General features: G+C 67.9%; 10 protein-coding genes. 4 read left to right on the top strand and 6 right to left on the bottom strand.

From position 1 onward, the window contains the following. Position 1 precedes the first annotated feature (1 nt). The 4 genes from ACWDNU_RS17280 to ACWDNU_RS17295 form a co-directional block, all read right to left on the bottom strand. Complete coding sequence (locus ACWDNU_RS17280) at positions 2 to 1,978, bottom strand: methyltransferase domain-containing protein (RefSeq protein ID WP_449669577.1); 1,977 nt, start codon at positions 1,976 to 1,978, stop codon at positions 2 to 4. Further along, a complete protein-coding gene (locus ACWDNU_RS17285) occupies positions 1,975 to 2,421 on the bottom strand; it encodes a rubrerythrin family protein (RefSeq protein WP_449669578.1) in 447 nt (148 codons plus the stop codon). The genes ACWDNU_RS17280 and ACWDNU_RS17285 overlap by 4 nt, the downstream gene beginning before the upstream one ends. Positions 2,422 to 2,612: 191 nt before the next feature. Next, positions 2,613 to 4,100, bottom strand: a complete 1,488-nt coding sequence (locus ACWDNU_RS17290; protein ID WP_449669579.1) for a class I adenylate-forming enzyme family protein — start codon at positions 4,098 to 4,100, stop codon at positions 2,613 to 2,615. Positions 4,101 to 4,226: 126 nt separating this feature from the next. Then, the gene (locus ACWDNU_RS17295) at positions 4,227 to 7,016 is read right to left on the bottom strand and encodes a glycosyl hydrolase 2 galactose-binding domain-containing protein (RefSeq protein ID WP_449669580.1); all 2,790 of its coding nucleotides are present in this window, start codon (positions 7,014 to 7,016) and stop codon (positions 4,227 to 4,229) included. A 795-nt stretch (positions 7,017 to 7,811) separates the two neighbouring features. Between ACWDNU_RS17295 and ACWDNU_RS17300 the strand changes: the two genes are divergently transcribed. Beyond that, on the top strand, positions 7,812 to 9,464 hold the full coding sequence (locus ACWDNU_RS17300) for a CocE/NonD family hydrolase (protein WP_449669581.1): 1,653 nt from the start codon (positions 7,812 to 7,814) through the stop codon (positions 9,462 to 9,464). On the opposite strand, the gene ACWDNU_RS17305 is transcribed toward ACWDNU_RS17300, so the two are convergent. Further along, complete coding sequence (locus tag ACWDNU_RS17305) at positions 9,455 to 10,972, bottom strand: B12-binding domain-containing radical SAM protein (RefSeq protein ID WP_449669582.1); 1,518 nt, start codon at positions 10,970 to 10,972, stop codon at positions 9,455 to 9,457. The genes ACWDNU_RS17300 and ACWDNU_RS17305 overlap by 10 nt on opposite strands. A gap of 1,066 nt (positions 10,973 to 12,038) precedes the next feature. Beyond that, positions 12,039 to 12,869, bottom strand: a complete 831-nt coding sequence (locus ACWDNU_RS17310) for a LysR family transcriptional regulator (protein WP_449669583.1) — start codon at positions 12,867 to 12,869, stop codon at positions 12,039 to 12,041. A 120-nt stretch (positions 12,870 to 12,989) separates the two neighbouring features. Here ACWDNU_RS17310 and ACWDNU_RS17315 point away from each other — a divergent pair, with 120 nt between their 5' ends. The 3 genes from ACWDNU_RS17315 to ACWDNU_RS17325 form a co-directional block, all read left to right on the top strand. Continuing rightward, complete coding sequence (locus tag ACWDNU_RS17315) at positions 12,990 to 13,673, top strand: SDR family NAD(P)-dependent oxidoreductase (RefSeq protein ID WP_449669584.1); 684 nt, start codon at positions 12,990 to 12,992, stop codon at positions 13,671 to 13,673. Between the two features lie 218 nt (positions 13,674 to 13,891). After that, positions 13,892 to 14,392, top strand: coding sequence for a D-alanyl-D-alanine carboxypeptidase family protein (locus tag ACWDNU_RS17320; RefSeq protein WP_449669585.1), 501 nt, complete (start codon positions 13,892 to 13,894; stop codon positions 14,390 to 14,392). Positions 14,393 to 14,396: 4 nt separating this feature from the next. Next, positions 14,397 to 14,663: TetR family transcriptional regulator (locus ACWDNU_RS17325; RefSeq protein ID WP_449669586.1), on the top strand; the 267-nt coding region annotated here is incomplete at its 3' end.

Raw genomic sequence — 14,663 nt, forward strand, 5'->3', positions numbered from 1 at the left:
GTCAGCCGCGTTTCCTCGCGGAGTAGACGCACCATCGCCACTGGTCGCGCACCGAGCCGTCCGGCAGCACCTCGAACGGATGGGCCTGCCGCACTTCCAGGGGCGCCTCGTAGAACAACCGGTAGATCTCCAGGCGGTTGGCAGCGGTCGTCTCGTGGGTGTCGATCCATTTGTCGATCGACTCGACCAGGAAGTACTCCTCCATCCGCAGGTCGACGAACCCGGCGTCCAGCAGCAGCTGCCGGAAGTCCTGTTCGCGGAACATCTGGAACAGCAGCGGCTGCTTCTTCTTGAAGATCCGGTACATCCAGAAGGCGTCCACGTCGGAGTAGGGCATGATCTGGCCGACGACGAACTGCCCGCCCGGCCGCAGCACCCGGTGGATCTCGGCGAGGGGCTGCTCCGGCCGGGGCAGCAGGTGCAGCACCTCGCGGTTGACCACGATGTCGAATTCGCCGTCCTGGAAGGGCAAGTCGTACACGGTGCCCAGGCGGACCCGGTCGAGCCGTTGGGCGGCCAGCTTGACCATCTCCGGCGTGATGTCGAGGCCGACCGTCTCGCCCGCCTTGCCGCGGAAGGCGTCCCCGACGACTCCGCTTCCGCAGCACACGTCGAGCATCCGGGAGTCTGGTTCGACGTCGTACAACTTCGCGTGCGCCGCCAACAGCCCTTCGTCGGTGATCCACGAGCAGGAGTCGTGCCAGTCGCGGGAGCGGATGCCGAACTGCCTGCGGTACACGTCGTAGTCGATCTTCAGCTCACGCTGCTGGAAGCGCGCGGTGCGGCCGGCCAGCCGGGCGGCCAGCCGGGCACGGGTCGCGTCCAGGACCCGGCCCGCGACCGTCCTGCCGAGACTCTCGTCGGCCGCCAGCCGGGCGGCCAGGCCACGCTGCGCGCCGTCGCGCACGAACTGGAACGCTTCGGGGCTCTGCAGCCGTTTCTTGGTCTGCCCGTCGAACTTCGGGTCCCGCATCCGGACCGCGAGCACGGCGCACAGTCCTTCCAGGACGTCCATCGTCGTCACGGTCTCACCGGATGCCGTGTCGAGCATCCCGCACTCGGCGGCGAACCCGGTGACGGCCGACGCCAGCGCGGCCCGGAGACCGTCCACATGCGAACCGCCCTGATCGGTCGCGACCGTGTTGACGAAGCTGCGGATCTGTTCTGCGTAGCCCTCGGTCCACTGGAAGGCGACTTCGAACTCCCACTCCGCGTTCCGGCCGGCCACCGTGACCGGTTCCGGGTGCACGGTCGTCTCGTCCCGGTTGAGGTGCTCGACGAACCCGCGCACGCCGCCGGTGTTGCGGATGACCTGTGTCTCGCCGGTGCGCTCGTCGGTGAGGCCGACCGAGAGGTCCGGGTGGAGGAAGGCGATCTCCGCCAGCCTCCGCTCGACAGCCTCGGCGGACAGCACCGGATCGCGGAAGATCCCCGGGTCGGGCCGAAACCGGATGCGCGTGCCGCGCTTGGCCGACGGTCCGCCGACGGTCAGCGGCTGGACCGGCTCGCCGCGGCTGAAGCGTTGCCGGTGATGCGCACCGTCCCGCCAGATATCGAGCCGCAACCACTCCGACAGAGCGTTGACGCAGCTCAGCCCGACGCCGTGCAGGCCGGCCGTCTCCCGGTACGTCACACCGCCGAATTTCCCGCCGCTGTGCAGCGTGGTGAGCACGACTTCGCAAGCGGGTTTCCCGGTGCGGGGATGCGAATCGACGGGGATGCCCCTGCCGTCGTCCTCGACCGTGCAGGACCCGTCCTCGTGCAGAATCACCGACAGGTTCCGGCAATAGCCGGCAGTGCACTCGTCGACCGCGTTGTCGACGAGTTCGGAAACGAGCTGGTGCAGACCTTCCGCGCCGGTCGAGCCGACGTACATCGACGGATTGCGCCGTACCGCCGACAGCCCCGAGAAGATCACGATGGAGGAGGCGTCGTAAGCGGCTGCCCGCTCGTGCTCGAATACCCGCTCGGTCGTCATTCCGTCGCGCTCCCCTGGCCGGCCACCGCGGTGACGGTCGCCAGCGCGTCGTTGATCCTGGCCACGTGGGTGTGTTTCAGCGCCGCCAGGCTGGTCAGCCAGCTGGCGACATCGGCGCACCCGGCGGCGTGGGCCGCCGCGGTCCGTCTCGGGTAGTGCTCGTCCGCGTCTCGCAGGCCGCCGGCCAGCGCCGACGCCAGGTTCAGCCGGGTGTCGCCGATCGGCTGGGCGGTGGCGGGATCGGCGATGGGCTGCAGCAAATCCAGGTGGCCGTGCGCCACGCACGACGTGGTCTCCGCGAGTTCGGTGAACAGCTGGGCTATCTCGCGGTGCCCTTCGATCTCCGCGATCCGGGCGAAGTATGTGTACCGTTGCACCGCCATCGCCTCCGTGGTGAGGGCAGTGCTCAGCTCGGCGGAAAGCTGCTCGGTCAGTTCGGTCATGTCCGTCCTTGAAATCGTCGGCAGCCGCACTCGGCGGGTGATCCACGAACGTTCTGTCCGGTGCTGCCGGTCGACGGCAGTGCGGCGGGCGCATCCGGACCCCGCCACATCTCGGATACCGCGCCGCAGCGATCTTCACCGGCGGGGCCGGCGGCATCGCGCGTCAGGCTACTTCGCTTGTTCCGGCGAGCTCAAGTGCGGCGCACGTCGGGAGACAGCGCCTGGCGACGCAACTTGCCTGCATCGCTGTAGCCGAGCTGGGACACGAATTCGTACGAGACGGGAACCTTCGCGGCGGAAAGCCGGCCGCGGCAGTGGTCGCTCAGGTCCAACGGGGTCGGCGGGCGATTCTCCTGGACGGGAACCACCACTGCGTGCACCGCTTGCCCCAGGTACGCGTGGTCGCGGTGGACGACCGCCGCGTCCGCGACGCCCTCGTGCCCCAGCAGCACGTGCTCGACCTCTGCCGGGTAGACCTTCACTCCGCCGACGTTGATCATCTCCGCGCGGCGGCCGACCACGTGCAGATATCCGTCGTCGTCGAGGAAACCCGCGTCGCCGAGGCTCAGGTAGCCGTCCCGTTCCGGCAGCCTCGGGCCGGGGCCGAAGTAGGTCGGCTGCCCGGCTCCCCGTGTCTTGAGGAAGATCTCGCCCGTCTCGCCGGCGGCCGCCAGTTCGCCGTCGTCGAGGTAGATCCGGACTCGGCATCCGTCCGGCCTGCCCACGCTGCCCCGGTGCCTGAGCCATTCGTCGCCGCGGATCCACACCGTGCCGATCCGTTCCTGACCGCCGTATCCCTCGTGGAGGGTCTCCGGCGGGAAAGCCTTGAACCAGGCGAGTTTGAGGTCGTCCGGACAACCGGCCGCACTCTGGTGGACCGTGGTGACGCTGCTCAGATCCATGGCGTCGAACCCAGGCACGGCCAGCAACCTGCGCATCCAGACCGGCACCGTGACGAAGTACGCCACGCGGTGCCGCACGATCAGCTCCGCGGCCAGCTTCGGTGCGAACCGTTCCATCAGGACGATTTTGTGGTCGAGCGCGAGGCCGTTGTACAGCTTCGTGAATCCCCCGTGGTGCAGAGGCAGCATCACGAGTTGCGTCTGGCCGACCCGCACGCCCGTGCTGAGCTCGCGGGCCGACGCGGTCACTTCTCGGCCGTACATCCACGCTGAGTCGCGAAGGATGATCCGCGGCCTGCCAGTGCTGCCTCCGGTCGCGTGCGCCGAGCGCGGGATTCCCTGGTCTGGCAACGGATCCGCCGAAGCCGCCTCCGATCGCAGCTGGTCCGGCCGGATGACGTGCACGCCCTGAAACGCGTCGGTCGCCGAATCGGAGACGACGAACGCGGGTCTCGCCGTCTCGAGCAGGGCGGCGATTTCGGTGTCGGTGGCGTCCGGGTCCAACGACAGCACGACACCGCCCAGTTTCCACACCGCGACGGTGGCGATCACGTGGTTCAGGCCCGCCGGCAGCAGAAGCGCGACCAGGGATCGGCCGTCCACCCCCTGCCGCGCCAGCAGTCTCGCCGCGACGTTGCTCCGCCGCTCGAGCATCGACCAGGCCAGGACCTGTTCCGTGCCATCACGGGCGACGCTGATGACCGCCGGGGATTCGGGATGCCTGCCGGCGAGAACGCCTATCCGGATCCCGATCGGCACGGCTTTCCGCTCGTCCACTTCAGACCCCTCCGTTCGGAGACCCGGCGCGGCCCAGCCGGATCGTCGTGACTGCTCGGCTCCCGTTTGTGCAACTGCGGCCTCTCCGCAGTTGCACAAACGCGGCCGGTGCCTATCGGCGCCGCGTCATCCCGCGACCACGACTTCGGCGACGTTCCACCCGGCCAAAGTCACCACGGGCCGCGCACCCCGCAGTTGCCTGGCCGAATACCGGGCGGTGATCGTCTGGACCTCGCCTGGCCACAGAGTCAGGTCGTTCTGGCTCCATTGGATCGGCAGGACCTGGTTGTCGCCGGTCTGGAGGCGGCCGCCGGCGCCTCGGCGGACATCCGCCCGCAGCATGAATCCCACGCTCGCCCGGCCCGACACGTTGCGCACCGTCACAGTCGTCACGAGGTCAGCACCGTCCTCCCGGGTCTGTGCGCCGACGTTGACCTGCGCCGGTCTCAGATCCCGCAACCCGGTCAGGTCGGCGTAGCCGCCGGGCTGGAACTCGGCGCCTCCCGGGTCGCCGATCGTCTTGGCGTAGTCGACCTGGTCGGGCTTGGCCGACAGCCAGTACACGTTCCGGCTCACCACGCGGTCGCCCTGGCTCAGCACCAGTCTGAGAAAGTACGTGGACGACACGTCCGCGGGCACCGTCGGCTTGAGCACAGTCAGCACGTCCTGCGTCGACACGGCGGGGACCACGGCCTGCCGGGAATCCCGCACCGTGCCGTTGACGTCGATGACCTCCGCGGTGGCCCGCAGCCCGGTCTGCGTCTGCCCGGTCAGGTTCGCCACCTTCACCGAACCGTCGTCATAGGCGTACATGACGTGCACGGGTTCGTTCGCCTTCTGCGCACCGAAATACACGCCGGGCTGGTCGAAGTCGTATCCGTAGAGTTCCCATTGCAAAGACGGCCAGGCCTTGTTCATCTGCCAGTAGATCAACCCCGTGCTGGGATTGGCCGGGTCCTTCGAGTGGCCCAGGTATGCCTCGAATTGCGCGCGGGTCACCTCGTATCCGCCGGCTTGGGCGATCCGCTGATACGAGGCCATGTCCGTCCAGTGCCCGTAACGGTTCCACAGCGCGGTGTTGTACTTTCCCAGCCGGCCGACAGCCGTGTAAGGGTTGAATCGGCTCGTGTGGAAGATGTCCGGTCCGCTGGTCCGCCCGTTCGTCGAACTGGTGTCCCACACGTCTTTCTGCTCGGCCGGGGCGAGGAACCGGTTGAGGGAGTCGAGTGTGGGGATCGTCGATCCGGGACTGGACTCGGTATTGAACCCGAACGCGCCTCCGGCGTTGGTGTAGTCGTCGCCCTTGTTCATCACAGGACCGCTGTTCCACCAGTACGAAGGCGGCGCGAAGTTGTACGGCCCCTCCTTCGCACCGGCCTGCCCGAGCTGGGCGGAAGCCTTGTACTCGGCCGACGCGATCTGGGGAACAGACCAGTCCGCCGCCCTGAATCCGTCGAGGAAGATCGCTTCCTTGCCGGGGTCGGGCTCGTTGTCGCTCCCCTGGAGGAACGCGAGAACGCTCGGGTGGTCCCGCAGCCGGGCGGCCACGTTCGCCGCCTGATTGGCGGCGCTGGCCCGGATGACGTCGTCCCAGCCCGGATGCTCCCACTTGTCACAGCACTGCCAGCCCGGCATGGCCAGTATGCCCATGCGGTCCATCTGCCGGAACATGTCGTCCGGCGGGAAGTTGCCTTCGAATCGAATGGCGTTCAGCCCCATGGCCGTGATGTAGCCCAGCTGGTCCTGGGTGTTCTTCGCGGAGTAGCGCAGGAACATGTCCTGCGACCAGCCGCCGCCGCGGACCACGAACGGCACGCCGTTGACCGCGAACTGGCGATACCCCCGCGGTGCCAGCGTCTTGCCCGCGACGACGGGCGTCAGGGCGGAGGTGACCGTGCGAACGGCGAAATCTTCCGATTGCCTGTCGGCGATCGACGAACCGGAGCGCGCGAGAACCTCCATGCGGTACATGGGTTGCGCACCCATCTGGTACGGCCACCACACCTTGGGATGCTGCAGCCGGCTGGTCGGGAGAGATACCGCCCGCGTGGTGTGCGCGGGTATCGTCACCTCCCGACGGCTCAGCAGGAGTGCGCCCGGCCCGGAGATGGCGGCGGACAGGTTGATCGTCTGGTCGGCACCGGTGTTGTTGCGCAGGTCCACCTTGACGGTCAGGTCCGACCAGCGCAGGTCGGACGCGTTGTTCTGCAACACATGCGCATTGCGTACCGACACGGCGCCGTCTTCCACCAACTCGGGCGCGAACTGCATTCCAGTCCAGTAGTCCGGTGCGCGCGGATTCCAGTCGACCATGTCGAGCGTCAGCTGACGCGGCCGGTTTTCGCCACTCGACGACTCGTCGAACTCGCTTTCGCTGTCATTGCGGAAAACGTCGAGTGCGATGACGTTCCGGCCGTCGCGCAGCAATGGCGTGAGGTCGTACTCGAGTCGTGAGTACGCACCCTGCAATTGGGTCTGGTCCGCTACTTTCCTGCCGTTGACCCACAGGTTGGCCCGGCCGAGCACCCCGTGCATCACCAGGAACTGGTGCGTGCCCGGTGCGGGGTGCACGGTCACCTCGTCGCGATACCACCAGTTCGCCTGGAATTGCCCGGCGGGAACCTTCGCGAGATTGGCGGACTTGAAAATGTCCGGATACTTGCCGTTTTCCAGCAGGGCCGCCATCACCGTCTCCGGCTGAGAAATCGGCAGCCATCCGGCAGTGGAGTATTCCGGCCGCGACACTGTTTCCCCGGGTTCGGTCGCGACCGCGCTCGACTGGACTTCCCAGCCGTGAATCAGGTCGCCCAATCCCTGCACCGCTCCCTCGGTGGTTCCCGCGGGCACCGCGGAAACCACAGCCGCGCCCATCATCGCCGCGCAGAAGAAACTGATCCGTCCGAGAAACGAGCGCATGCAAATCCCCTGTTTCGCGTTCTAGCCCGGAAAAACGAACGTTATCAGTCGATCCGGCCACGCGGCTAGCGTGCTCGCGGGTCATCGGCGCGGGTGGTCATCTCCGCAGTCCTCGCGACCGGAGCCGCGAGAGCCGCCATCGTCGCTGCGGCGGACACCGATACGGCGCAGCCGGAGCGACTGGCCTGTCCCGCTTTTCGCCGACCGCACAACGGCGATCCGCGCAACCACTCGCCAACGATCGTCTTCGCCGACGCGAACGGGAAACCTGGGCCGCGCGGGACGAATGGCGGTCCGCTGCGGCCTGGATTCGGAGGTCTGAGAATCTCCGCGGCCTTTCGGGCATGAACCGTCGGGGATGATCCGGATCGAGGCAGAGCTTTGACCAGCCGGGCCGAAAGCTTGCCCCTGCACATCGCATTCACCGCGCTCCCCGCCGATGCTCCGTCTCCGGCCGCGCCTGGCCGGATCAACGGTCCGCCCGGCAGGACGGCCTGGCGCGATCGGCGCAGCCGAGCCGGTGCCCGCTTCGTGTCCAGCGCCAAGGGATCGCACCTCGTCAGCCGACTCTGAAGCGTCGATCGCACCCGGTTGTTCCTACTGGCGCGAACCTCCGCTCCTGGTTCGCCCTCAGCCGGGCAGCCAAGCATGGAAAACGACTGCTCCGGCACCTGTCACAACGCCGGATTCAACGACGTGTCAAGGCATGTTCGCCTCTGGGCGGCATCCCGGCAGCGATGTTACGTTCGGACGTCAGCGGACGACGGGCTCCGCGGGGGACTTCCGGAGGAACTCATGCGCGTCGAGCGCGACCTGCGCATACCCATGCGGGACGGTACTGCCCTGCGCGCCGATCTGTACCGAATGGACAGTCGCGGGCCGCTGCCCACCCTGCTGCGGCGCACGCCCTACGGCAAGTCCGTGTACCCGCCGGGCAGTCCGGCCGATCTCGGACGGATCGTCGACGCCGGCTACAACCTCCTCGTGCAGGACGTCCGCGGGCGCTGGGACTCGCCCGGCGTGTTCCGGCCCTACCGGGACGAGGCCGCCGACGGGCACGACACAGTGGAGTGGATCGGCAAGCAGTCGTGGGCTGGCGACGCGGTCGGGATGGTCGGCAGTTCGTACGAAGGGGCCGTGCAGTGGCAGGCCGCGGCGAGCGGTTCGACCGGTCTGCGCGCGATCGCCCCGCACGCGACGTCCAGCGACTTCTACGAGGGCTGGACCTATCAGGGCGGCGCTTTCCAGCTCGGCTTCTGCCTGCGCTGGGTGCTCGCGGACCTCGCGCTGCCGCCGCTGTCCGACCCCGGCCTTCGAGCTGCCGTCGAGCGGGCCGTGGCGCGGATCGACGACGCCTACCGGGATCCCGGGCCATTGTCGGACCTGCTCGATCGCGTCGCGCCCTTTTACCGCGAGTGGTCGGCCCATCCGTCCTACGACAGCTATTGGCGGGCAACCTCGGTCCGCGACCGCTACACCGACGTCCGGGCGCCGGCATTGAACATCAGCGGCTGGTACGACATCTTCGTCGCCGGCACGATCGCCAATTACGCGGGGATGCGCCGGCAAGGAGTTCCGCAGAAGCTGGTCGTCGGCCCGTGGTCCCACTGCATGATGTCCGGTTCTTTCCCGCAACGGAGCTACGGCCCGCGGGCGGGAGAGGAAGCCGTCGATCTCACCGGCCTGCACCTTGGCTGGTTCGACGAGCACCTGCGGTACGGCCCGCCGTCCGGCGGCCCGCCCGTGCTGCTGTTCGTCATGGGCATCGACCAGTGGCACGGCTTCGCCGACTGGCCGCCGCCGGAGAGCACGCCCGCCCGGTTCTTCTTGCACAGCAAGGGTTCCGCGGGACTCGCGGAGGGCGGGCTGACCACCGCGGCGCCTTCGGACGAACCCGCTGACACGTTCCGGCACGATCCCGGCGACCCGGTTCCCACGTGCGGCGGATCCACGCTGACGGCCGGAATGCTCACCGGCGCCGACTGCGGGCCGATGGACCAGCGCGTGATCGAAGCGCGCCCGGACGTCCTCTGCTACACGACGGCCAGGCTGGTCGAACCGGTGACGGTGATCGGCCCGGTGACACTGGTGCTGTACGCTTCCTCGTCCATTGTGGACACTGACTTCACCGCCAAGCTCGTGGACGTCTGGCCGGATGGCCGCGCCGAGATCCTTTGCGACGGCATCGTCCGAGCCCGGTTCCGCGACTCGCTGACCGACCCGCGCCCGCTGACGCCAGGCCGTGTCCACGAGGTCCGGATCGACGTGGGGCCGACCGCGGCGGTGTTCCGCCGCGGTCACCGGATCCGGCTGGAAGTGGCCGGCAGCAACTTCCCCCGGTTCGACCTGAACCCTCGGGGCCGAGCGGTGAACCAGGTGCACCACAGCCGGACGCACCCGTCCCACCTCGTGCTGCCGATCCTGCCGGCCGGTCTCGGTCAGGTGTAGGACCGGATCAGGTCCTGCCCGGGCTTTTCCACGTCCTTCCAGGACATCAGGCCCTGCCGGTACGCGGTCGGGCAGGAGTGGAACCGGGTGCCCCGCAACGCGTGCCCAACGGATTCGGCTTGTTCCGCGCTCAGCCGCAGACCGGCGTTGTCATCCCGGCGGCCGAGCCACATCGCGTCCAAGCCGACCAGGAGATCCCGTATCCGGAGCAGGTCCTCATCGCTCAACGTCGGGGTCTTGACGACCTCGTAGTCGCCTTCCGGAGGGAGACAGATCCAGCCCGGTTCCCTGCGGTAGTGCTCGAAAGCCGTGCCCGGGATGAGCTGGAGCATCGAGCAGAACAACGTCGCGTCCGGGTACCGCGCCAGCAATTCGGCGACGGATTGCACACAGTCGTCCAGGGTCTGTTCCGGCATCCCGAAGATCAGATCGATGTGAATCACGCTCCGGTCGGGCATTCGCGTGTACATCAGCTCGATCGCGTCGTGCAGCTTCTGTGTCTTCGGGCTGCGTTTGGACAATCTCAGCACTCCCGGAGCGAGTGACTGCACACCGATCGCGGCGAAGTCGATCGGCAGTTTCGCCAGGTCGTCCACAAGGTCCGGATCGAGGAACTGGGCATGCATCTCGAAGCCGAACTTCGTCCGTCCGCCCCAGCCGGACAAATGCTCCAGGATGGCTCGGCCGCGTTCTGCATCTCGGCCGAAGATAGTGTCGGTGAACCACACCATCTCGTAATTTCTGGCAGCGATCAAGTCCAGTTCGGCCAGCACCTGGTCGAGCGGGAACAACCGTTCGCCGAGGCCGTCGTGCCACGCGCAGAACGAACAACGGAAAACACACCCGCGGGTAGTAGAATAAGACGGAAGCCGATTTCCGGACGGCTCCCGGAGATGACCGGTGAGAATGGGTGACGGCAGCGTCCGCGGATGCAGCGCCGCCGTGCGAGAGCCGCCTCGGCGGATGCCGCCCGCGGTGACCAGGCCGCTGCCCACCGGCAGCTCACCGACCTCGCCGCCGTGCTCCAGGACGCCGTCGATGACCTGGCAGATGGTGTGTTCGCCCTCGCCGAACACCAATACCGTGCCCACGGGCAACGCGGCGAGATCGGCCTCGAACACGGTCCTGGTCTGAGGACCGCCGATGATCAACGTGGTGTCCGGCAGCAATTCCCTGACCAGCCGGGCGATGTGCCGGACCAGGCTGTCGTTCCAGGAGTACCAGGACAACCCGACGAAGTCCGGGGAATCCTGGAGAATGTCCGAGACAGCCAGCGCGACATCGAATCCGCGGTGCCGCATGTCCTCGCTGTCGTAGACGAACTGCTCCACAATCGCGGCGCCCCGGAAGTGCCGATCCACAGTGGCTGCCAGGTAGGCGAGCGCCATGCTGAAGCGCTCCGGGTTTATCGCGACCAGCCGCACGGTGACTGCGGCCGACCGCTGGTGCGTCACCCCGGAGACAGGCGCACCGCGAAAGGCGGGCATGGCCAGATCTCTCGACTGCATTCGTTGACCTCCGAATTATCCCACACGAGGAACGGGATTCCGGCCGATAGTCGGCCAACCTCACCGTCCGCGCTGAGCGGCGGACTGTCAAGACGTGCCGCAAAGGCTCGTCCGAGACACTTTACAAATCAACCGAAGAACGCCACGCTGATCAGGCCAAGCAAATCCAGGAAGCACGGCTCACGCCATCGAATGACTCACCGTCACGGATTGAAGGAAAGCGCGGAGTCCCAGACTGGGCCACATTCCTGGCCCTGAAGACCGTCGCAATGATGCTGCCGCGTACTCGATGTCGACCAGGATGGCAAGAAGCTTCTCGACGTCATGCAGATCAAGAGATTTCGATGCCTGGCCGGTCCACTCTCCGACACGATTCTTCAGCTCCTTGAGCTGGCCCGACTCGGCTGCATACGCGCACCAGGCCACGCCCCTCCCCCGCCTGCCGCAACCATGGCCCCGAGGAGCGCCGCGAACGCGGCGATGACGTCGGTCCGCTTCGCCAAGTCAGCTGCTGCGAGTGCCCGCACGCCTGAGCGTCGATCGTGCTTGCTGGAGCATTGCCGTCAAGGGCGAACACGTAGGCAGGACTTGACAGTCGCCTCGTACCCGTCACATGCGGCGTTGCCGGTGCCGGAGAACGTACTGGGACGGCAGTCCGCTTGAGCTCGCTGCGGATGGATGGCTTCAACGGGTCGTTGTGCAGGCCGTCCCTAGTCGCATACCCGACGAGACAGCCGCTGCGGGAGCCGGGCGCGGAGAGGGTCGGACGGGCGCGGTGTCAGCGGCTCTCAACAGCGCGACGCCGGTGACGCACACAAGCACGCCCGCCCACCGCAGGCGCACGGTCCCCAACTCTTCTTGGCCAACGCTTTTCATGCCGACCCGCCCCAATAGTGCCGACCCGCCACGCTACCTCGGCCAAGCCTAGAGCTGCTCCGCGCCCCGGCGGAAGATCGCCGGTCGCGAGCCATCAGGCCGTGCTTGTTCTGAAGTGCGGGACCAGGTGCAGGCGACACCGGGGCGTGGGTTCGCGGTCGCTGTTCGAGGGCGAGTCGATGGGCGTGGCCTAGATTTCGTAGCGGACCTGTTGCTGCGCAACGCTTCCGGCAGCTCGGGCGAGAGCTGCGACAGAAGGGGATGTGCTGTGCGCGGGCCAAGCGAGCGCGAGAACGCTTGACGGGAGGTCAGTCACGGGAATGGCGGCCAGGTCGTCGCGGAGGGGTTTGGTCAGCGACTCGGGCAGCACGGCGACCTTGCGGCCCAGTGCGATGAGGTGCATCAGTTCGCTGATGCTGCTCTGCGCGCCGGTGCCGGAGGGATGCTGGTGCAGGTTTTCGCCCGCGAGATCGGCCATGCACAGTTCTGCCCGGTGTGCGCTTGGGTGAGACGCGGGCAGCACGGCGACCGCTGCTTCGCACAGCAACGTTTCGGTGTCCAGACCGCGCAGGTCGTCGGGTGGCGTGTACAGGAGCGCCGCGTCGGCCTGGCCTTCGCGCAGCATGCGTGCGCGGTCGGCGCCGAAGACCACCTCGATCGGCAGCACGCCTCGTTCGCGTTCATAGGCCGTGATGAGGGCCGGAAGCAGGCCGGCGTCGCCGCCGGGTTTCATGGCCAGGACCAGGCGAGGGGTGCCGGCCCGCTGCGTCCGCACGGTCGCGGCGATGACCGCCTCCAGCGCCGCGGGCGCCTCGCGGGCGAGCACCTGACCGGCCTCGGTCAGCGTGACCGCGCGACTGGTGCGGTCGAACAGGCTGACGCCAAGGCGGCGTTCGAGTTGCCGGATCGCCTTCGACAGCGCGGGCTGCGTGATGCCGAGGCGGACGGCGGCGCGGCCGAAATGCAACTCGTCGGCCACCGTCGAGAAGTACGCCAGTTCCCGCGTTTCCAGCGCGTCCATTTCTTCAGGTTATCGATCCCGGCCCGGTCGGTCTTGGACGTGCCCCGCCCGGCGGTGCTGGGGTGAACGTCGTTCCGCTCGCCTGGTCGGCGGACGAACACAGAGGCAAGGAGAAACGAAATGCCCACCATCGCTCTTGTCGCGGCCGGAACACGCCTTGGCCTGTCGCTCGGCAGGGTGTTCGGCGGTCGCGGCTTCGACGTCGCGCTGATCGCCCGCTCCGGGGAACACCTCGGCGATCTCACCCGGAAACTGGCGGCCGAGGGGGTCGCCGCGGCCGGGTTTCCCGCCGACGTCACCGATCGCTCCGTGTTGACCGACGCCCTGAACAGTGCTGCGACACAGTTCGGCGGAATCGACGTGTTGCAGTACTCCGCGCCGTACGTACGGGTCGGCGACGGCGGGATGACCGGAGTGCTGGACGTGACCGCGGAGAATCTGCGGCCGCAGATCGAGGCCTGCTGCTACGGCGCGATCACCGCGACCCGTGCCGTGCTGCCTGCGATGCTGGCGGCCGGAACCGGCACGGTGCTGTACACCATCGGTGCCAGCGCGGTCACGCCGACAGCGTGGGCCGCCAGCTCGGGCGCCGCGGGTGCCGCCCTCCGCAACTGGGCGCTCAACCTCAACGGCACGCTGGCCGACAAAGGCATCTACGTCGGCTGCGTCGCCCTCGGCGCATGGCTCCTCGGCACGCCAGGCATGCCCGAGGACGCGTCACCGATGGAACCGGACGACGTCGCTCAGCTCTGCTGGGACATGCACACCACTCGTAACCCCGCCGAACGTCTCATCACGCCATAACCGGGGCGGCGTTGCGCCCCATCGGACGGGCCTCACAGTCAAGCGACAAGACCGCTTGAGCAGTTGCTCAAATCTCGTCTATGCTCTGGTTTGAGCAACTGCTCAAAAGCGGGCTGGCGGTCGGGTGCGCGACCGGAGTGGGGGTAGCAATGGCCAGCGTCTGTCCTGATCGCGGTTGGGCACACCGCCGTGATCGTTGGTACAAGGTGATTACCCGGATGCTGGCCGTGGCGCTGCTGCCGGTGGCGTTCGTGCTCACGCCGCGGCGGGCTCGGCGTACGGCCTGCCAATGGGCCTTGGCGGTCCGTTTTCCCGCCGAGGATCTCACCGGCCTGACGCCGTCAACCCGTGCCGCGTTCATCGCGGCGCGCACGCAGGCGTTATGGCACGACGGGGAACTCATCGGACTCACCTCTGGACACCGGGACGCCGGGGAACAGGAACGCTTGTTCGCCGCGGAGGTCCGCCGGAGCGGGTCGCCGGCGGCGGCCCGGCTGCGGGCGCTGCCGCCGGACGAGTCCCGGCACGTCGCGGGGACCGCCTTGGACGTGCGGCCTTTCGAGGGGTCGCGCTGGCTGGAGCGGCATGGCGCGCGCCATCACCTGTATCGGGTGTACGACAACGAGTGGTGGCATTTCGAGTACCTGCCCGCCGGCCCGCCGGAGCGGCTGCCGCACCCGGGCGCCGTCCGTCGCCGGCTGTCGGGGCCTCTACGGTGAAGCCGTGGCCGACACCCGACAACGCCTGATCGACGGCACGATCGAGACGATCCGCACGCACGGACTCACCGGAACCACGGCGCGGAGCATCGCGGCCGCCGCCGGGGTCAACCAGGCGCTGGTCTTCTACCACTTCGGCACCGTCCACGACCTGCTGCAGGCCGCGTGCCTCGCCGCGACGCAGGCCAGGGTCGCGCCGTTCGCCGAACGCCTCGGCCAGGTCACCGACCTGCGGCAGCTTCTCGCGCTCGGCCGCGCCCTGCATGCCGAC

Source organism: Amycolatopsis sp. NPDC003676 (assembly GCF_053587275.1).